This is a genomic window from Alteromonas sp. V450 (assembly GCF_001885075.1).
Taxonomy (GTDB): Bacteria; Pseudomonadota; Gammaproteobacteria; order Enterobacterales; family Alteromonadaceae; genus Alteromonas.
This window is the reverse complement of sequence record NZ_MODU01000004.1, coordinates 1,806,956-1,826,860: the sequence shown is the minus strand read 5'-3', so window position 1 is coordinate 1,826,860 and position 19,905 is coordinate 1,806,956. Positions and strand designations below refer to the sequence as shown.

At 44.3% G+C, this 19,905-nt stretch carries 15 protein-coding genes; 12 read left to right on the top strand and 3 right to left on the bottom strand.

The genetic code is table 11. The features are described from left to right. Positions 1-299 precede the first annotated feature (299 nt). From tig to dapE, 8 genes are all read left to right on the top strand, one after another. Positions 300-1,604, top strand: a complete 1,305-nt coding sequence (gene tig / locus BK026_RS07995; RefSeq protein WP_071815391.1) for a trigger factor — start codon at positions 300-302, stop codon at positions 1,602-1,604. 98 nt (positions 1,605-1,702) lie between these two features. Then, on the top strand, positions 1,703-2,332 hold the full coding sequence (gene clpP, locus BK026_RS07990; protein ID WP_071815389.1) for an ATP-dependent Clp endopeptidase proteolytic subunit ClpP: 630 nt from the start codon (positions 1,703-1,705) through the stop codon (positions 2,330-2,332). Between the two features lie 74 nt (positions 2,333-2,406). Further along, entirely contained in the window at positions 2,407-3,681 is a 1,275-nt protein-coding gene (clpX, locus tag BK026_RS07985; RefSeq protein ID WP_071815387.1) for an ATP-dependent protease ATP-binding subunit ClpX, read from the top strand. Positions 3,682-3,960: 279 nt separating this feature from the next. Beyond that, on the top strand, positions 3,961-4,869 hold the full coding sequence (locus BK026_RS07980; RefSeq protein WP_071815385.1) for a DUF4350 domain-containing protein: 909 nt from the start codon (positions 3,961-3,963) through the stop codon (positions 4,867-4,869). A 260-nt stretch (positions 4,870-5,129) separates the two neighbouring features. After that, on the top strand, positions 5,130-7,481 hold the full coding sequence (lon, locus tag BK026_RS07975) for an endopeptidase La (protein WP_071815383.1): 2,352 nt from the start codon (positions 5,130-5,132) through the stop codon (positions 7,479-7,481). 318 nt (positions 7,482-7,799) lie between these two features. Further along, positions 7,800-8,072 carry a nucleoid-associated protein HU-beta gene (hupB, locus tag BK026_RS07965; RefSeq protein WP_012518978.1) on the top strand — a complete coding sequence of 91 codons (273 nt, stop codon included), beginning with the start codon at positions 7,800-7,802 and terminating at the stop codon, positions 8,070-8,072. Positions 8,073-8,381: 309 nt separating this feature from the next. After that, positions 8,382-10,274 (top strand): SurA N-terminal domain-containing protein, encoded by a 1,893-nt coding sequence (locus BK026_RS07960; protein WP_071815379.1) that lies wholly within the window; start codon positions 8,382-8,384, stop codon positions 10,272-10,274. A 521-nt stretch (positions 10,275-10,795) separates the two neighbouring features. Further along, the gene (gene dapE, locus BK026_RS07955) at positions 10,796-11,971 is read left to right on the top strand and encodes a succinyl-diaminopimelate desuccinylase (RefSeq protein WP_071815377.1); all 1,176 of its coding nucleotides are present in this window, start codon (positions 10,796-10,798) and stop codon (positions 11,969-11,971) included. A gap of 106 nt (positions 11,972-12,077) precedes the next feature. On the opposite strand, the gene BK026_RS07950 is transcribed toward dapE, so the two are convergent. The 3 genes from BK026_RS07950 to BK026_RS07940 all read right to left on the bottom strand — a co-directional run bounded on the left by BK026_RS07950 (position 12,078) and on the right by BK026_RS07940 (position 15,837). Beyond that, positions 12,078-13,865: a lysophospholipid acyltransferase family protein gene (locus BK026_RS07950; protein WP_256253727.1), complete on the bottom strand. Its 1,788-nt coding sequence runs from the start codon at positions 13,863-13,865 to the stop codon at positions 12,078-12,080. Positions 13,866-14,030: 165 nt separating this feature from the next. Next, the gene (locus BK026_RS07945; RefSeq protein ID WP_071815375.1) at positions 14,031-14,828 is read right to left on the bottom strand and encodes a UDP-2,3-diacylglucosamine diphosphatase; all 798 of its coding nucleotides are present in this window, start codon (positions 14,826-14,828) and stop codon (positions 14,031-14,033) included. Positions 14,829-14,931: 103 nt separating this feature from the next. Then, positions 14,932-15,837 carry a LysR family transcriptional regulator gene (locus BK026_RS07940; RefSeq protein WP_071815374.1) on the bottom strand — a complete coding sequence of 302 codons (906 nt, stop codon included), beginning with the start codon at positions 15,835-15,837 and terminating at the stop codon, positions 14,932-14,934. 104 nt (positions 15,838-15,941) lie between these two features. On the opposite strand from BK026_RS07940, the gene BK026_RS07935 reads away from it, so the two are divergent. The 4 genes from BK026_RS07935 to BK026_RS07920 all read left to right on the top strand — a co-directional run bounded on the left by BK026_RS07935 (position 15,942) and on the right by BK026_RS07920 (position 19,860). Continuing rightward, positions 15,942-16,841: a bile acid:sodium symporter family protein gene (locus BK026_RS07935; RefSeq protein WP_071815372.1), complete on the top strand. Its 900-nt coding sequence runs from the start codon at positions 15,942-15,944 to the stop codon at positions 16,839-16,841. A 122-nt stretch (positions 16,842-16,963) separates the two neighbouring features. Beyond that, entirely contained in the window at positions 16,964-17,794 is an 831-nt protein-coding gene (locus tag BK026_RS07930) for an SDR family oxidoreductase (RefSeq protein ID WP_071815370.1), read from the top strand. Positions 17,795-17,977: 183 nt separating this feature from the next. Continuing rightward, positions 17,978-19,108, top strand: coding sequence for a phosphotransferase family protein (locus tag BK026_RS07925; RefSeq protein WP_071815368.1), 1,131 nt, complete (start codon positions 17,978-17,980; stop codon positions 19,106-19,108). Further along, positions 19,108-19,860 carry an SDR family oxidoreductase gene (locus BK026_RS07920; protein ID WP_071815366.1) on the top strand — a complete coding sequence of 251 codons (753 nt, stop codon included), beginning with the start codon at positions 19,108-19,110 and terminating at the stop codon, positions 19,858-19,860. Before BK026_RS07925 ends, BK026_RS07920 begins: the two co-directional genes overlap by 1 nt. Positions 19,861-19,905 lie beyond the last annotated feature (45 nt).

Sequence of the window (19,905 nt, the reverse complement as noted above, 5' to 3'; positions counted from 1 at the left end):
CTGGAGAAGCGCCGCTTATCTTAGTTTTCTGTTAAACTGTTTGCCTAAAATGCGTACAAATGGACCCTACAAACTTGTTTTTGCCTCTCGACTCTTGAATAGTGCGGCTGTATACTACGGCGTCTTTTTTTAACCAGGACGTTTGTTCAGGTCACCCAATAGCACAACAGCGTGCTTTGATTTTGAATAAGTGAACGTCGAATAACGACCTCTACCCCGGCGTGATATGCAAGCACTGCATGACGGGAGAGGGGATTGAGAACAAAGCGCCTTTAAAGGCGTATAGTTGAGGTAACATAATGCAAGTTTCAGTCGAGACGACCCAGGGTTTAGAACGCCGTCTTACTATCACCGTTCCATCTGATACGGTCGATTCAGCAGTTAAGTCACGTCTACAGCAATTAGCGAAAACGCAACGTATTAACGGCTTCCGCCCAGGTAAAGTTCCTGTAAGCGTAATTAAAAAGCGTTTCGGCCAAGCTGTTCGCCAAGAAGTTGCTGGCGATGTCATGCAACAAAACTTCTATCAAGCGGTAATCCAAGAGAAAATTCAGCCGGCTGGTATGCCGAAGTTTGAACTGACTAAAGACGAAGACGGTCAGGACCTAGAATTCACAGCATCTTTCGAAGTTTACCCAGAAGTAGAAGTGAAAGGTGTTAGCGATATCGAAATCGAAAAGCCAGTAGTAGAAATTACTGACGAAGATCTAGATAACATGATGGAAACACTTCAGAAGCAGCACGCAACTTGGAAAGAAGTTAAGCGTAAAGCGAAGAAAGACGACAAAGTTATCATCGATTTCGTTGGTTCTATCGACGGTGAAGAGTTTGAAGGCGGTAAAGCTGAAGATTTCGCACTTGAACTTGGCAAAGAACGCATGATTCCTGGGTTCGAAAAGCCACTTGTTGGCGCGAAAGCGGGTGAGGAAGTGACTATCGAAGTGACATTCCCAGAGGACTACCACGCTGAGAACCTGAAAGGTAAAGATGCTGTTTTCCAAACTACCGTTAAGAAAGTAGAAGGCCTAAATCTTCCAAAAGTTGACGAAGAGTTTGCTAAACTGTTCGGCGTTGAAGAAGGCGGTGTAGACGCGCTTAAAGCTGAAGTTCGTAAGAACATGCAGCGCGAACTTAACCAAACGCTTAAAGCACAGGTTAAAGAAGACGTCATTGCTAAGCTAATCGATGCAAACGAGATTGATATTCCTCAAGCGCTTATCGATCAAGAAGTAAACGCTCTTCGTGAACAGGCGAAGCAGCGCTTTAGCCAGCAAGGCGGCGGTCAAAATATCCCAGACCTACCGGCAGAACTATTTACTGACAATGCAAAACGCCGTGTATCGATAGGTCTTCTTCTTGGCGAAGTGATCAAGCAGAACGAATTGAAAGCTGACGAAGCCAAAGTTAATGAAATGATCGAAACAGCTGCTTCAGCGTATGAAGATCCACAAGAAGTTATTGACTATTACAACAATAACAAAGAGCTTATGCAGCAAATGCAAAATGTTGCACTTGAAGAACAAGCCATAGAGTGGGTTCTTGAGCAAGCAAAAGTTACAGAAGTAACAAAAGCTTTTGACGAGGTTATGAACAAACAGGCGTAATTTTTTACTGTCTGATTGACATTACTTGTCAGCAACTGCTTAAATGCTCGGAACCTTCCGAGCATTTTTGTTTTTAACGCTAGATAATCAAGGTAGCTATGACTAATACCCCGTTTGACCCAATGAATGCACTTGTTCCTATGGTTGTAGAGCAAACCTCAAAAGGTGAGCGCTCCTACGACATCTATTCTCGCCTACTGAAAGAAAATGTAATTTTCTTAGTCGGTCAAGTTGAAGACCACATGGCCAACCTTATCGTTGCTCAAATGTTGTTCTTAGAGGCCGAGAATCCAGAAAAAGATATTTTCCTCTATATTAACTCTCCAGGTGGTTCTGTCACTGCCGGTATGGCGATTTATGATACGATGAAATTTATCAAGCCTGACGTAAGCACAGTGTGTATGGGGCAGGCTGCCAGCATGGGAGCGTTTCTATTATCAGCGGGTGCGAAAGGAAAGCGCTTCGCGTTGCCTAATTCAAGGGTGATGATTCATCAGCCGTTAGGCGGTTTCCAAGGTCAGGCTTCAGACTTCGAAATCCATGCCAAAGAAATTCTCTCTATTAAAGAAAAACTCAATCGTTTAATGGCTGACCACACCGGCCAAGACTATGAAAAAGTAGCGCGTGACACTGATCGAGATAACTTCTTGAGCGCAACTGAAGCGAAAGAATACGGTTTAGTTGACCAAGTTTTAACAAATCGATCTGACGTAGCCACAACTAAGTAGTATAGTTATAAAGAACCCGGGCCAGTGTGATACACGAATTGGTTTTCGGCTCGGGTAAGGCAGAGGCATAAGTAATGAGTGATAAGCAAAGCGGTGACGGTGATAACAAGCTACTGTACTGTTCGTTTTGTGGCAAAAGCCAACACGAAGTAAGAAAATTGATAGCAGGCCCGTCGGTATTCATTTGCGACGAGTGTGTTGAGTTATGTAACGATATCATTCGCGAAGAAATTAAGGAAATCGCGCCAAAGCAAAAGCAGGACGCTTTACCAAAGCCAAGTGAAATACATGAACACCTAGATGATTACGTCATAGGGCAAGAGCATGCGAAGAAGGTATTATCTGTTGCAGTTTATAATCACTACAAGCGCTTGCGTAATGGCGACGTTCACGAAGGCGTAGAGCTTGGCAAAAGTAATATTTTGTTAATAGGGCCGACGGGAAGCGGTAAAACACTGCTTGCTGAGACGCTTGCACGGCTACTCGATGTTCCGTTTACCATGGCCGACGCAACCACGTTAACTGAAGCAGGCTATGTGGGTGAAGATGTTGAGAATATTATTCAAAAACTTCTTCAAAAATGTGATTACGACGTTGAGAAAGCGCAGCGTGGAATTGTTTACATAGACGAAATCGATAAAATTTCGCGTAAGTCAGACAATCCGTCGATTACGCGAGATGTGTCGGGTGAGGGTGTCCAGCAGGCACTCCTTAAGTTAATCGAAGGTACCGTTGCGTCTGTTCCACCGCAAGGTGGACGCAAACATCCACAACAAGAGTTCCTGCAGGTTGATACGTCTAAGATACTCTTTATTTGTGGTGGTGCGTTTGCTGGTCTTGATAAAGTTATCGAGCAACGCGCACAAAAAGATACGGGTATCGGATTCGGTGCCACGGTCAAGTCGAAGGACAACAGTAAGCAAATTAGCGAGCTGTTCAAGCAAGTTGAGCCTGAAGACCTAGTGAAATATGGTTTGATACCAGAGTTCATTGGCCGTCTACCGGTAGTGACAAGCCTGGAAGAATTGAATGAAGAAGCGCTTATTCAAATTCTACGCGAGCCTAAGAACGCAATTACCAAACAATACGGTGCGCTGTTCTCTATGGAAGATGTAGAGCTTGAGTTCCGAGACGATGCACTTAACGCGATTGCTAAAAAAGCAATGGACCGTAAAACAGGTGCGCGTGGTTTGCGTTCAATCGTTGAAGCGGTTCTGCTTGATACTATGTATGACCTACCCTCAATGGAAGATGTCAGCAAGGTTGTAATCGATGAGACCGTTATTCGCGGTGAATCAAAACCCATCTTGATTTACGACAGTAACGAGAAAAAAGCGGTATCCGAGTAAAAGATGTTGAAAAGGCCCTGAGGGGCCTTTTTTGTATCGATTAATCCGTTATTTCGTTAGTGCAGTGAAGTAAGTTCCCCCGTTCTCAATTGCCCACACTAAATACTATTGTACTTTTTTCCGCTTCATAAAGGCTGTTCGTTGAAGTGGGCTAAGCGTGATCGTCAATCGATTGATAGTAGTTTCGCTGTGTGGGTAAATATCAATGAAGACTGGTATTACGAAGGATTTGTGTTTTACTACTGCGAGTCTGAATAATAAAAACGAAGGAACGTAACCATGATTAAATTAGCTAGCCTATTTTTATTTTCTATTCCCTTTCTCTCTGTTGCGCAACAGCTTGTCGACCCAGACTTTATTCCTAAACGCGTCGTTTGTTATTTTTGCGAGCTTGAGTCTTCCCCCGTTGTTGCCGTTGATAGCGCGCATTACAATTTTCATACCGTTGAAGGTCGCTACAAGCCGTTTGCGAAAGTACTTGAAGCAGATGGTTTAACGGTTATTGACTTTAACAAGCGTTTTTCACGTGTATCGCTGGACGCCGTTGATATTTTAGTTGTTGCCAATGCGGTAAATGAAAAGAATCGTCAGAATTGGGACTTGCCCAATTTTCCTGCTTTTTCAAGAGAAGAAGTGGAGTCTGTTTATCACTGGGTAAATAACGGCGGCGCATTATTTCTTATTGCTGATCATATGCCGTGGCCAGCGGCCATGGCAGACTTAGCTGAAGTATTCGGATTTGGATTTATCAATGGCTATGTTGAAATCGTAGGTAAGCAAGAGCAATTCTTTAACCGCCAGTCACAGAGTATTTTGCCAACTGCAGTTACACCAGCAGATGGAGAGAATGTAGTAGACGTTATTCAGGGGTTTTTAGGCCAAGGCTTTACAATACCGCCGCAAGCGCAGCCAGTGCTTCAATTTACACAGCCATCAATAAATTGGATGCCATCAAAATCATGGTCTATCGACGATGATACGCCTTCACTCAGTGCAAACGGACTTTATCAGGGTGCGATAATGGAAGTTGGAAAGGGGAAAGTAGCTGTATTTGGTGAAGCAGGTATGTTTACGGCACAAGTTGTTAAAAGCGATGATGGGGAGTGGGCCATGGGAATGAATTCCGCCTCCGCTAAAGACAACCAACAGCTACTTTTAAATATTGTACGTTGGTTAGTGTCGCATTAGTCAATCAAGAAGCTTTCTACTGCATTTTCGCATTGCTTTTACTATTGATGTGTTTGAATTTTATTCACTTGTACAAAGGATCCTAGTCTTTCTATCAGATTTTTGACTTAAGTGTTGCCATAAGGCTAAAAATCGATAATGGTTATAGGTAGCGTAGGGAAGGTAAGGTTAAGGAATTAACGCACTTTAATAAGTTTCGATTGAACTTTGCGCTTACATCCCCATATAAAAACGACATTGAAAACTAATTGAGAACAAGTATGACAGTTGAGCGTGAAAATCGCATTGAAATTCCTGTGCTTGCCTTGCGGGATGTAGTTGTATACCCGCATATGGTCATACCCCTATTTGTTGGGCGTGAAAAATCAATCCGTTGCCTTGAAGCTGCAATGGATAATGACAAACAAATTTTTCTGGTAGCGCAAAAAGACGCTGGTGTAGATGAGCCTGAAGCAGACGATATCTATTCTGTTGGTACTATTGCTACTATTTTACAGCTTTTAAAACTCCCCGACGGTACCGTAAAAGTATTGGTAGAGGGAAGCGTTCGCGGCGAAATAGAAAATTACAAGCAATCAGAGCCCTTTTTTGAAGCGAGCGTAACCAAACTTGAAGACGAAGGCATTGATGAAAATGAGCAAGAAGTACTCATTCGCTCTGCTGTCTCTCAGTTTGAAGGTTATGTGAAGTTAAATAAAAAAATACCGCCTGAAGTGCTGACTTCCTTAAACGGTATTGAAGACGCCGCTCGTTTGGCTGATACCATGGCGGCACATATGCCGTTGAAGCTATCGGAAAAGCAAAAGGTCCTTGAAATGCAAGGGATCAATGAACGTCTTGAATATCTGATGGCATTGATGGAAGGTGAAATCGATTTGCTGCAGGTCGAAAAGAAAATTCGTACTCGCGTTAAAAAGCAGATGGAAAAAAGTCAGCGAGAATATTATCTCAATGAGCAGATGAAGGCTATCCAAAAAGAACTTGGAGAGCTCGACGATGCGCCTGATGAGTTTGAGGCACTGTCTAAAAAAATTGCAGACGCCAAAATGCCTAAAGAGGCTGAAGACAAAGCAAAAGCAGAACTCCAAAAGCTTAAAATGATGTCGCCTATGTCGGCCGAAGCTACGGTACTTCGAAGCTACATTGACTGGCTTACAAGCGTACCTTGGAATAAGCGCTCACCGGTTAAAAAAGACTTGTCTCGCGCCGAAGGTGTGCTTAACGAAGACCATTACGGTCTTGAGAAAGTAAAAGAGCGTATTCTTGAGTATTTAGCTGTTCAACAGCGTGTGAAAAAGCTAAAAGGTCCAATTTTATGTCTTGTAGGCCCTCCTGGTGTAGGTAAAACCTCTTTAGGTCAGTCTATCGCTAAAGCGACAGGCCGCAAATATGTGCGTATGGCGCTAGGTGGCGTGCGAGACGAAGCCGAAATTCGTGGTCACCGCCGCACTTACATTGGTTCATTGCCAGGTAAGCTAGTGCAAAAAATGGCGAAAGTAGGAGTTAAAAATCCGCTGTTCTTACTCGATGAAATCGACAAGATGTCATCAGATATGCGTGGCGACCCTGCGTCAGCGCTTCTTGAGGTGCTGGATCCCGAGCAAAATAACAGCTTTAGTGATCACTACCTCGAAGTAGACTATGACCTGTCAGACGTTATGTTTGTCGCTACCTCTAACAGCATGAATATACCAGGTCCATTACTTGACCGTATGGAAGTTATCCGTCTATCGGGATACACAGAAGATGAAAAGCTCAACATTGCGAAAAACCATTTAATTGGTAAGCAAATGGAGCGCAATGGGCTTAAAGCAAAAGAGTTAGAAATTACCGATTCTGCCGTTATCGGCATGATTCGATACTATACCCGTGAAGCGGGCGTTCGTAGCTTAGAACGTGAAGTGTCGAAAGTCTGTCGTAAAGCGGTTAAAGATATTTTGCTTAAGAAAAGCAAAGGTAAAGTTGTAGTTTCTCAAGAAAATCTTAAAGATTACCTTGGCGTACAGCGTTTTGATTACGGAAAAGCAGATAAGGATAATCAAATTGGCCAAGTTACTGGTCTTGCTTGGACTCAAGTCGGGGGAGACTTACTTACCATCGAAACAACGGCTGTACCTGGTAAGGGCAAAATGACATCTACCGGCTCTTTGGGCGACGTGATGCAAGAGTCGATAAAAGCGGCCATGACTGTCGTGAGAAGTCGAGCAGAGAAGCTGCGAATTAACGACGACTTTTATGAGAAGCGGGATATTCACGTTCACGTACCAGAGGGAGCAACACCTAAAGACGGGCCAAGTGCGGGCATCGCTATGTGTACGGCGTTGGTTTCTTCTTTGACTGGCAATCCGGTCAAGTGTGATGTCGCTATGACGGGTGAAATAACACTGCGTGGTGAAGTATTAGCCATCGGTGGCTTAAAGGAAAAGCTACTTGCTGCACACCGGGGCGGTATAAAAACCGTCGTTATACCGAAGGAAAACGAGCGAGATCTAGAAGAAATTCCAGACAACGTTAAAAAAGATTTAGCCATTCATCCTGTAAAATGGATTGATGAAGTACTTGAAATTGCACTTCAGGAACCTGTAGAGAGTTTTGAAGTCGTAAAAGGCTAACGTTGAACACTGCCACATTCCTTAATTTTAAAGGGATGTGGCGTTTTTTTTTCTAAAAAATAGCCGAAATTGAACAAAAAACACGCATTAACGAAATAAAATCTGATTTTTTGCAAATTAGGGCTTTCAACTCGCAAAAGTTGTGTTACCTTTAAATGGTATTCGCTTGAAGCCTTGCCACAAAAGGGATTGCAGCGATTCACAAAAAAGTTAATTATTTGTGACTGAAGCTTGATGTTAATAACCAAGCTTGCTATAACGTTCAAGCAAAATCGTTTTGGACAAACAGTATAATAACAATCGAAGGGGATCATAATTGTGAACAAGTCTCAACTTATCGACCAAATCGCTGCTGGTGCAGACATTTCTAAAGCAGCTGCTGGCCGCGCTCTTGACGCATTCACTGACTCAGTAACTGCTGCGCTTAAAGATGGCGACCAGGTAGCACTAGTAGGTTTTGGTACTTTCTCAGTTCGCGAACGTTCAGCTCGCAGTGGACGTAACCCACAAACTGGTGAGACTATTCAGATTTCAGCGGCGAAAGTTCCATCTTTCAAAGCTGGTAAAGCACTGAAAGACGCTTGTAACTAAGCTCAAAAATTACAGAAAAAGGCGATGGCTTGTCCATCGCCTTTTTTATTTATAAAAGTAAAATTGCGCGTTCGGTGACTATCTAAACTAGCGTTACCATGAATGTGTGTTTTATGCGACCCAGCTTTATACATAAAGCCTAAAAAATGATGTGACTTCCTCAATTAGAGAAAGAAGGCAGAATTTGCTGTTTAGGTCGTTTATATTCGGCGACATTGGGTTATAATCACCGCTTATTTTACCTCGGGTATTATTGCTAAATAGCAAGGCCGAGGTAACTGTAGTAAGCAACGGAGTTGAAGAACAATCATGCTAGAAAGAATCAGAGAAGGTTCTCAAGGCCCTTGGGCGATGGCAATTATTGCGCTTATCGTTTTGAGTTTCGTATTCGCTGGGGTAGGGAGTTACCTTACATCATCAGGTACTACTTCAGTAGCTACCGTAAACGGCGAAGAAATTTCGGCACAAGAACTAGAGCGTGCATATCAAAACCAACGTGCACAAATGGAATCTCAATACGGAGAGTCAATTGGACAACTGTTTTCAAGCGAAGAATACCTAGCTGAATTTCGCAGAAATGTCCTTGACCGCCTCATTGCTGAAAAGCTTATCCAGCAACAAGCAGTGTCTATGGGCTTACGCGTAAGTGACGAGCAAATTCGCGAAGCCATTGTTCAGATGCCTGAATTTCAATTTGGTGGGCAATTCGACAACGAGCGTTTTCAAGCAATTCTGCGCCAAAACGGCTTCCAAGTTGCTGACTTCCGCGACTTTCTTCGTGTTCAAATGACGCAAAATCAACTTGCCGCCGCGCTTGCTAATTCGGCGTTCGCGTTAGACGGCGAAGTTCTGCAAGCGAACGCTTTGCAGCGTCAAACGAGAGATGCGAAGTACGTGCTTGTTAATTCTCAAGAGTTTGCTGATAGTGTTGAAATTACAGAACAAGATATCGAAAGCTATTACAACGCCAACATTACTGCTTTTGACACAGACGAGAAAGTTAAGGTTGCCTATGTCAAGCTTAACGTTAATGCATTGAAGGACCGTGTGTCTGTAGATGAAAGCGCAGTGCGTACCTATTATGAAAATAACATTAACAGCTATGGAAAAGAGGAAGAGCGACGCGTATCTCATATACTTGTTGAAGCAGGTGATGACCAAGACGCGGCTAGAGCCGAAGCTGAAGCATTGAAAACTGAGTTGGATAATGGTTCTGATTTTGCCGAGCTCGCTAAACAGCACTCGGACGACGCCTTTTCAGCTGAGAATGGCGGTGACTTAGATTTTATTACGCCAGAAATGATGGATCCTGCGTTTGATGAAGCAGCGTTTGCGTTAGAGAATATTGGTGATGTATCTAATGTTGTAGAGACCGAGTTTGGTTTTCACATCATTAAACTCACCGACATCAAAGAAGCGCAGGTGAAGCCTTTTGATGAAGTAGCCGGTGACATTCGAGATTCGCTTCTTTACGACGCCGCAATGGAGAAGTATTTCGAGTTACAAAATACCTTAGCAGAAATTGCTTTTGAAGTGCCTGATACATTGGAAGATGCCGCTAATGCTGTGGATTTGCCGATACAAGAATCGGTACTATTCAGCAGAAACACAGCGCCGTCGGACTTAAGCTCACCTGCTATCCTCGATGCTGCATTTTCTTCAGAGTTAGTTGAAGAGAGAGTGAATAGTGACATTATCGAAATTGACGATGAGAATGTTGTGGTTGTTCGCGTTATTGAGCATGAGCCTCAACGTACGCAATCACTAGATGAAGTGCGCGAGGGCATTGAAGTATCGGTTAAAGCTGAGAAAGCGAGAGAAGCTGCAGAAGCCTGGGCGTTCGACATTGCACAAAAAGTACGTGCAGGAGAAAGCGTTGACAGTGCACTAGCCGAGAAATCAGTGTCTTGGCAAACGGAAACTGCTGTTCCGCGAGCAGGCGGTACACTTGCACGTGCATTGGTTGATACGCTATTCTCGCTTGCCCTAGAAGGTGAAGATAACGTTGATGTTGCAACAACGGTAAACGGCGACGTTGCTGTTGTTATGCTTGAGGGCGTAAACGCGGCACCAGAGCTTGAAGAGTCGCTCGGCCAAAGCCTAAAAGAGCGTCTTGCTCAAGTTCAGGGACAGCGTGTTTATCAACAATATGTTGATGCGCTTCGTGCAAATGCGGAAGTGACTATCTCACAGACGCTATAACACAGCTTAAAAAAAGCGGTCACTGCGCCAGCAGGGACTTGGCAGACACTAAAAAGCCAGCCTCTCATAGATGCTGGCTTTTTTAGTTTTACAGAGTGCCGTATAGCGATTGTATTAGTTCGTTAAGAACAGCATCAGCGTGTAAAACGCAGCAATGACACCAGACAACACGAATATATACAGAAACCCTTGTTTGCCTTGTTCCAGAGTGTATTTATTGGCTTGTAAATAGCCAAACCAGAGTAGTGACAGAATAAGAGGTATTAAAACAATGATTTTTAACACAGTAATGCCTTTCTTTAAGTTATGTTCTAGTTATAACAACGTGCGCTGATTTAGACAAATCTTAACGAGCCGGTCCTAGTCGCAAACTCACCCATTGCGCCTTCTTTGTTGTCCCCCTTGATTACTTTTAGCTTCAGCTTACTTTGTCCGCTGTCACAGCATTGTCGTAAATCTGTTATTCACGTGTCACTTTACATTTGTGTAATGGTCCCACGTTCCATAGAGATTTTATGCGCATGTCAATTCAGCCCTTACCTTCTGTAACGCCAGCTCGCAGCATTTATTTCGCTGAAGTACTAATGGCAAGAGCGTCGATTACCCCACAAGACGCTGGTTGCCAGAGTTATTTAATGTACAAGCTCAAAAAGCTTGGTTTTTCCTGTGAAAAGCACACAGTTAATGGTGTGAGTAACCTTATCGCTAGGTGGGGGCAGGGCACAAATCACTTTGCATTTTGCGGCCACACTGACGTTGTGCCTCCAGGCCCCCTTGATAAGTGGAAGTCACCGCCTTTTAGCCCTGTAATTAGCCAAAATAAACTATATGGGCGTGGTGCTGCTGACATGAAAACAGGTATCGCCGCCATGCTCGCGGCAACAGAGCGCACCATTGATTCCCTAGATGACAGTAAGGTTTCTTTGTGGTGGCTAATCACCAGTGATGAAGAAGGTGAAGCTGAATGGGGCTCCAAATGGATAGCTGAATATTTGGCATCTAAAAATGTCCAGCTTGATATGTGCCTAGTAGGTGAACCTTCTGCATCTGCAACAACCGGCGATACGGTTAAGATTGGCCGCAGGGGCTCACTTTCAGGCACTATTCATATCACAGGAAAGCAAGGCCATGTGGCCTACCCAAAGACAGCGGTGAATGCTATTCATAAAGCCAGTAACGTGATTAACGCGTTAACACAGCACCCATTTGATAAGGGGAGTGAGGATTTTCCTGGCACTACGCTACAAATAACACACATGGACACGGGAAGCTTCACCGATAACATTGTGCCTAGTGCCGTTCGTGTAGAGTTTAACGTTAGATATTCGTGGCAGTTTGACCAAAAAGGTTTATCAGCATTGCTACGCAGTATTATCAATAGCGTTGATCCAGAAGCCCAAGTGAGCTTTTCAAGACCCTGTGAAGCTTACTTAAGCAAGCCCAAGAGCAATGCAGAGCACTGCTTAATTGCTTGTGTAGAAAAGGCAATAAAAAGCGCCACAGGTCGTTACCCTGTTATCAGCACATCTGGTGGTACTTCAGATGGGCGTTTTTTTGCAAGTGAGCACACACAAGTCCTTGAAGTAGGTGTGCCAAATACCACCATTCATCAAATAAACGAGCACATTCATGTGTCTGACTTGCTTACCCTTGAAGATATCTATACCGATATTCTCAAGTGTGTTGGCGGTCGATGATAGCTTCTGATATTTCCATTTGTTCGGAAAGATGAAGATTAGAAAAAAGAAGAGTGGAAAGCACTAGCGTTGAAGAAAGGAGCGTTTATCAGACGCTCCCCCTTGCTTAGGCTGTGGCTTTAAGCTGAATGTCGGTTAAATAGCGCTTACGCTTTTTCTCGGTAAGCGTTTGCATATCAACCACCACTAAACCATCAATACAGTCGTTAAAATCTGGGTCTACATTAAAACCTAAAAACGCTACCCCGCCGTCTTTAGCCACTTCAGAGTATTGCTTGTACAATGTTGGTACGTTTACGCCCATGTTAGCGAGTAAATGCTTCAACTGCGTAAATTCAGCCTTGTAATCGTTCCCTGTAAACTGGTGCAAGGCATCGTTCGTCATTTGATAAGGACGCTTACAAGTCGCTTCGCCAAACTTGGCAGGAAAATAGGTTGAATAGAATTGTACCAATAAATCTTTAGCGGGTTCAGGATAGGCGTTGCTGAGTGACACCGCACCGAAAAGATAGCGATACTTAGGGTAGCGGCTTAAAAATGCCCCAATACCAAACCACAAATAATCTAAGCTGCGTTTCCCCCAGTAGCGAGGCTGCACAAAACTTCGTCCTAGCTCTAAGCCTTCTTTAAAGAGTTTGTCGTTGTTCTTGCCGTAATTGAATAACGTGGCAGAGTAGAGCCCGGTAGGATGGTCTGGCGCTGTCAGAAGTTCAGCATCGCCAAAGCGGTAGGCGCCCACAATTTCTAAATCGTTGTCATCCCAAAGTACAAGGTGATAATAGTGGGGATCGTACAGGTCGATGTCTCTGCGTTTATTAGTGCCTTCGCCCACAGCGCGAAACGCCACTTCACGCAGGCGGCCAATCTCTCGCATTATCGGTGAGCAGCTTTTGTGTTGGTAGAGGTAAATAGACTTTCCGTCGCCAGTTTCACCTAAATGTTCGCAGTCTCGCATAGCGCGGGCCAGTTCTTTTCTGTCTTCTGGCATGGCAATGGAAGCCTGTGTTTCAAATACGCCTTTCTTGTTACTGCCAATGCGATACAAGTGGCGCTTAAACAGCTTTACCTGTTCTTTTAGCGGTATATTGGTTTGTTGGTATGCCTCAAATGGGATAAGTTCACCAATGCGCATAGGTAAATGCTTTTTGCGCTGTTTGAACATCTCTTTAACGAGCAGCGCGGTGGCTAATGGCTTGTACACCATGGACACACCGTAAAAAAGCGGGCTATTTTTAGCATCAATATAGACAGGCAAAATTGGCGATTTTGCCTGCCTTGCAATGCGTAAAAAACCGGTGTGCCAACGTGTGTCGCGAACACCTTGTGGGCGCAATCGAGAGACTTCACCAGCGGGGAAAATCAATATGGCGCCATCGCTGTTAAGGTGTTTTTGAATTGCCGACAAATGCTGTTTCGGCGTGCCTCCCTGCATGTTGTTTACAGGTAGCAGCATATCGTGAAGCGGTTCAATGGCCATAAGCATTTCATTGGCAACCACTTTTAAGTCGTGACGTACTTCACTAACCAATTTTATAAGCGCAAGAGCATCGAGTGAGCCAATAGGGTGGTTCGCAATAATCACCACTCTTCCTTCACTTGGAATACGTTCTTTTTCTACATCGCGTGTGGAATAGCTGATATTAAAATATTCCAGTACTTGCTCTACGAAATCGATGTCCTCATAGTGCGGATAGGTTTCACCAAATTCGGTAATTTCACGTTCATGGAGTAGGTGCCTTAAAACGAAAGACAGCGACTTAAATAGAATGGGGTTGTTCGCTACTTGAGGATAATGCTTGTTCAATACGTCGTTTACAGTAAACATAGAACCTGTTTCTCTTCCGGTTTTGGCGAACAATAGCAGGGCAATGTGACGTTTTTCACACAGTTTCATGGCAGTTATTTGACAGTGTTAAAATATTGTAAATAAGGTCTGTTGACTTCAATGTGCAGCAGGTTCGATGGGTCATCGTCTTTACAGATGGGATTGAAATAAAACTTGTCTGTTGCCGAATAGATGAGGCCAGGGGCTGTTACAGCCCCTTTTTGTGGGATGATATTATGCTGCTTTAGAGCGAGAGGTTTTGGTCGTAATAGACGTTACGCTAGCAGACTCTAGTGAATCGAGGTAATGGATTAGTGAAAGGTTACCGTTTATATCTTCACTCAATGCACTGCAGTTCTCTATCCAGTCACCATCGTTAATATAGTGAATGCCGTTTTCAAAGCTGCTTTCAGGGTGATGAATATGGCCACACACTACACCATCAAGTCCCATTTCATCGGCGCGCCTGCAGCATGCCTCTCGATAACGAGCAATGGCTTCATTCGCACCCTTAATATGCTTTTTAATATAGCCCGCAAGTGACCAGTATTCGCGCTTGCGCCAGGCGCGTAGGCGATTGAACTCTCTGTTTAGAAAAAGCAATAGGTCGTAACCTTTATCGCCAATCCACGCATGGAATTTCCCCATAGTCACATCGCCATCGAATTGATCGCCATGTAAAACTAAATAACGCTTTCCTTGTGCGGTGGTGTGTACCAACTCTCGCTCTATTTCTATATCACCGAAGGCCATACCAGAATAAGACTGAATTGGCTCATCGTGGTTGCCAGGCAGGTACACCACACGGGTGCCTTCCTGGCTCATTTGCATGAATTTGTGCATAACTTGATTGTGCGCCTGTGGCCAGCGAAATTGCTTGGTCATTTGCCACATATCAACAATATCACCCACCAAATAGAGGGTATCTACAGTGATGCTATTAAGAAAGGAAAGTAAGTATTCAGCTTTGCAGTCGCGATTTCCTAAATGGATATCAGAAAGCCAAAGTGTTCGATAGTGTGTCTTTTTCATAGCGGTTTCCCAAAGCGATGCCTTGGACCGTCACTATAGGTTTGCTAATTGACACTACCGTGACGCTTGCTTGACCATTGTGTTACAGCGACACAAATACGCGCTATAACCCCAACGTATTCGCCACTTCTAAAAGCTTATCTCGCATCCATACATTCACTAAGTCTTCGTCGGCGTGTTTGTGCCAGTACATGTGTACGGGAAGTGGGGAGACGTCAAATGGAAGGGGCAGAATGTGTATATCGAATTTATTACTGAATTGTTGGGCGAATCGCTTTGGCATGGTCAGCAAAAGATCGCATTGGCTCACTACGTTAACGGCGGCAAAGTAGTGTTCGCACTGCAACGCGATGTTGCGATGCAAATTGTGCTGAGCAAGGGCTAGATCTACCGTATCTAATTTAGAGTCTTTCAAGGATACAAGCGCATGCTGTGCAACTGAGTAGCTCTTGATACTCGGGTTATTTACGTAGCGATTGTTAGGCGAGCATACCACGACAAACGATTCTTCGCAGATAAACTGTGAACGAATGTCACGGCTGGTGGGGACTAACGCGTCAATCACAATATCAAGCTCTTTAGCGGCTAATGCGGGAGCAAGCTCTGGCCAGGTAACCTGTCTGCTATTCACCGTGATATTGGGCGTATCTTTAACAAGCTCGGGAATAAGCACAGGAAAAAATATAGATTCTAAAATATCTCTCAAGCCAAGGTTCACTTGACGGGGTTTATCACTTATATCAAAGCCCACTTTACCTTTTAACGTGCTTTCAAGGGTTTCGATTGATTTCACAACCGATGCAATAATACCTTGGCAAAATGGAGTAGGCACAACTTGTCGTCCATGACGAATAAACAGCGGATCATCAAATTTGTCTCGCAGACGACCTAAGGCGTGACTCACCGCAGGCTGAGTAATATGCAGTGCGTTGGCGGCTTTCGTGATGCTGCCGTGATCGTAGACCGCGCGCAGCACAACAAACAAATTTAGGTCTAGTTTTCCATGCATATTATTTATGGGTTTCCATAATAAGGCATCATTTTTATTTATTATTAAACAGGGTACACTGGCTTAAATGTTAATAAAAGGTTTCTTTTGTAAGGGGCGTGTGCATGCAGGCATCTGTACTTACCGAGGTGTTGTTACCTCTAGCGTTGGCATTTGTTATGTTTGGTATGGGGCTAACGCTAACACTTGCAGACTTTGCCCGACTACTTAAAGCACCTAAAGCCGTAGTAACGGGTTTTATAGGGCAAATTATATTGCTGCCTCTGTTAGCGCTAGGACTATGCTTTGTTTTTGGTCTACCCGATTATATTGCGGTTGGCGTCATGGTTTTAGCGGCGTGCCCAGGCGGCACGACCAGTAATTTAATCAGCCACATTGCAAAAGCAAATCTGGCCCTTTCAGTAAGCTTAACCGCTATTTCTACCATCGCTTGCGTTTTCTCAACGCCCTTTATCATTCAATTTGCTCTTGATTACTTTGTAAAAGAAAACGCGCCAGATTTTTCTATTATCCAAACAGTGATAGGGTTAGTTGGTATATCAATTGTACCGGTCATTTTAGGCATGACCATTCGTCGCGTTAACAGCAGGTTTGCTACTAAAACTGAAAGCTTTTTTCGGAAGTTTTCTATGTACTTCATGTTGCTAATGATTGTGGGCGTGCTGGTTTCAGAAAGAAATAATTTAGCCGCGTCTTTTGAAAGCGCGTTTTTGGTTTGCTTAACGTTAAATTTATCATCGGTATTGTTAGGGCTAGGGCTTGCTATGCTTTCAAACCTAGCATTTAGAGACTCGCTCACGCTGGCCATTGAAATAGGCGTGCAAAACGCGGCGCTTGCAATGCTGATATGTATTACCTTCTTAAGTGCCCCTGATTACGCGATTGCACCTGGTGTATATGGCGTAGCAATGTACATCGGGCCCGCACTATTGGCCCTGTGGGCAAAACGAAAAATGCGTAACGAACAGCCATCAGCGCCGCTGCATAAGACGGGATCAGTTTGATTGATAAGGCGGTCAATTCGAGAGAATAATGAAGTACTGATTAGCGCTTAGCACAATAAAGCGCAACTCAACATAAACGCCGATACAAGAATAATGAAACAAGAACAGTTAGGAAACACATCATGCGCGTATTGATTACCGGTGGCGCTACCGGCTTAGGTCAGGCCATTGCCCTCAAGTGGGCGGAAAAGTGGGCAGGCAAAGACGAGGGGGTAGATATTTGCATTGCCGACATTAACCAAGAAAGAGGCGATGAAACAGTAAATACGCTATCCGCCCAAGGTGCCAATGCGTTTTACATCCATTGCGATATAACCTCTGAAAATGATGTTCAAACGTTAGCGAACACCTTAGAAAATCGCTGGGGCGGTGTTGACACTGTGTTTAACAATGCGGGTGTTGCTTCTGGTGGCAGCCTTTTAGATGAGAGCATTGAGCAGTGGCAGTGGGTGTTTGATATTAATGTGTTAGGCATGGTGAGAGTCAGTCGTGCCCTCTTACCTATAATGCGAGAGCAAGGCGGTGGCTATTTCATTAATATTGCATCACAAGCGGGGCTAACGCCTATCCCTTACATGGGAAGTTATAACGCGGTTAAAGCTGCAGTCGTGTCGTTTTCTGAAACCATGAAGTTGGAATTAGCACCTGACAATATTGACGTTAGTGTAGTTTGTCCAAGCTTCTTTAAAACGAATTTAGATGAGTCGATGCGAAGCAGCAACCCAGCGTCGCACAAGATGCTCAATAAGTTTTTTGCCAAAGCAGATATGACGAAAGAAGACGTGGCCGAGTCCATCTTTCAGCAAGTCGACAAAAAGCAGTTTCTAATTCTTACCCATAAACTGGGTAAACGCGCTTTTCTGTTAAAGAAGCTGCTGCCAACCCAGCGTTATATCAAAAATATGCTCAATCAAACGAAGATGATGAAGCGTGCAATGGAAAAGCAAAGTTAGAGCAAAATTAGAGCAAACTTAGGTAAAACGGAAACGTGCTCACCTGTGTTTGTTGCCAAGCCATCTGAAAGTTATTGTCGAACTGCACGTGTGCAGGCACAAACAGAAGTATTTTTTAGCCAAAGATTGTGAGTAAGCCTTTTGAATAGGCCCTTTGAAACAGAATTAAAAGAAGAATGAGATATGCAACAACAGGTCGTAGATAAAGCCGATAGCGTGCGTGCAGGCGAAGAGTTAGACGTCAGCGCTGTGCACAATTGGCTTCAGGAGAATAGTAGTGCCGCGAGTCCATCATTATCGAGCGCTATACGAAGCAGCGATAATTTGCCTAGCGTCACCCAGTATTCTGGAGGAGCGTCTAATTGGACGTACTGCTTGGACTATCAAAGCAGCGACCAAAACCAGAGCGAACAAACGTCGCTAATTTTGCGTCGGGCACCGGCAGGTACTAAAGCTAAGGGGGCGCACGATATGGCGCGGGAATACCGGTTACAGCATGCGTTAAAGCCTGTTTATCGCTATGTGCCAGAGATGCTGGGACTTTGTGAAGACGAGAGCGTTATAGGCACAGAGTTTTACGTAATGGAAAAATTTACTGGTGTAATCCCCCGAAAAAACTTACCCAGAGGTCTAGAGACGACAGAACAGCAAACCAAACAGCTATGCACTAATGTACTTGATAGCTTAATTGAGCTTCATAAAGTGGACTATAAAAAAGCCGGGCTTGAGCACCTAGGTAAAGGTGCTGGCTACATAGAACGTCAAATAAGCGGGTGGAGCGAGCGTTATAGTAAAGCGAAAACCTGGAATGTCCCCTCGGGTAAAAAAATCATGCGCTGGCTAGAAAACCACATGCCCGCCAATGAACGCATTTGTATTACTCACAATGACTTCCGATTCGACAACGTGGTGTTAAAGCCAGATAACTATACGCAAATTATTGGTGTGTTGGACTGGGAACTCGCTACTTTGGGCGACCCGCTTATGGACTTAGGCAATACCTTGGCGTATTGGGTACAAGCTGATGATGACTTTTTGGCCCAATCAACGCGTCGCCAGCCTACTCACTTACCCGGCATGCTAACTCGCAAGCAGGTGGTTGCGTACTACTGCAAAGAGATGGAAATAGATGTAGATGATTTTACCTTTTACGAGGTGTACGGGCTTTTCCGTTTAGCCGGTATTGCCCAGCAAATCTACTATCGCTATCACCACAAGCAAACCAATAACCCAGCATTCAAAAACTTTTGGATCTTTATTCATTACTTAATGTGGCGTTGTAATAAGGCCATCAAAGCATCAGGAAAACGATAATGACAACAAGACGCAATATTCTGATCACAGGCGCGAGTTCAGGCCTAGGCAAGGGAATGGCGATTGAGTTTGCCAAACAGGGTTGTAACCTAGCCCTATGCGCAAGACGCTTTGAGAATTTAGAAAAATTGAAAGACGAACTATTTTCAATTAACCCAAACATTGATGTGTATATTCGCTCGCTGGATGTCAATGATCACGATGCGGTTTTTGAAGTATTCGACGCATTCAAAGCTGACATGGGGACCCTTGATAGAGTCATTGTAAACGCAGGCATGGGCAAGGGCGCGTCTATTGGAACTGGGTATTTCCACGCTAACAAGCAAACGGCGGTGACAAACTTTGTGTCGGCGCTAGCACAATGCGAGGCGGCAATGGCTATCTTTAGGGCGCAAAATAGTGGTCATCTTGTGACGATTTCATCTATAAGCGCGGTGCGCGGGTTTAGGCGCGCCATGACGGTATACGCGGCAACAAAAGCAGGGCTTACATCAATGACCGAAGGCATTCGAATGGATGTAATGAATACGCCGATTAACGTCACCTGTATTCACCCCGGTTTTATTCGCAGCGAAATAAACGAAAAAGTGGAAAAAGTACCGTTTATCGTTGATACCGATGTGGGCTGTCGCGCGATGGTGAACGCAATTAATAAAGAGAAGGCGAATGCCTTTGTGCCAAGCTGGCCTTGGGCCATCCTTCACTGGATCATGCGTATTGCACCGGCAAGCTCAATAAGAAAAATGAGCTGAGTGAGGAATACCAGTCCGTGTAGGTAATTGACTTTGCCCACTGGT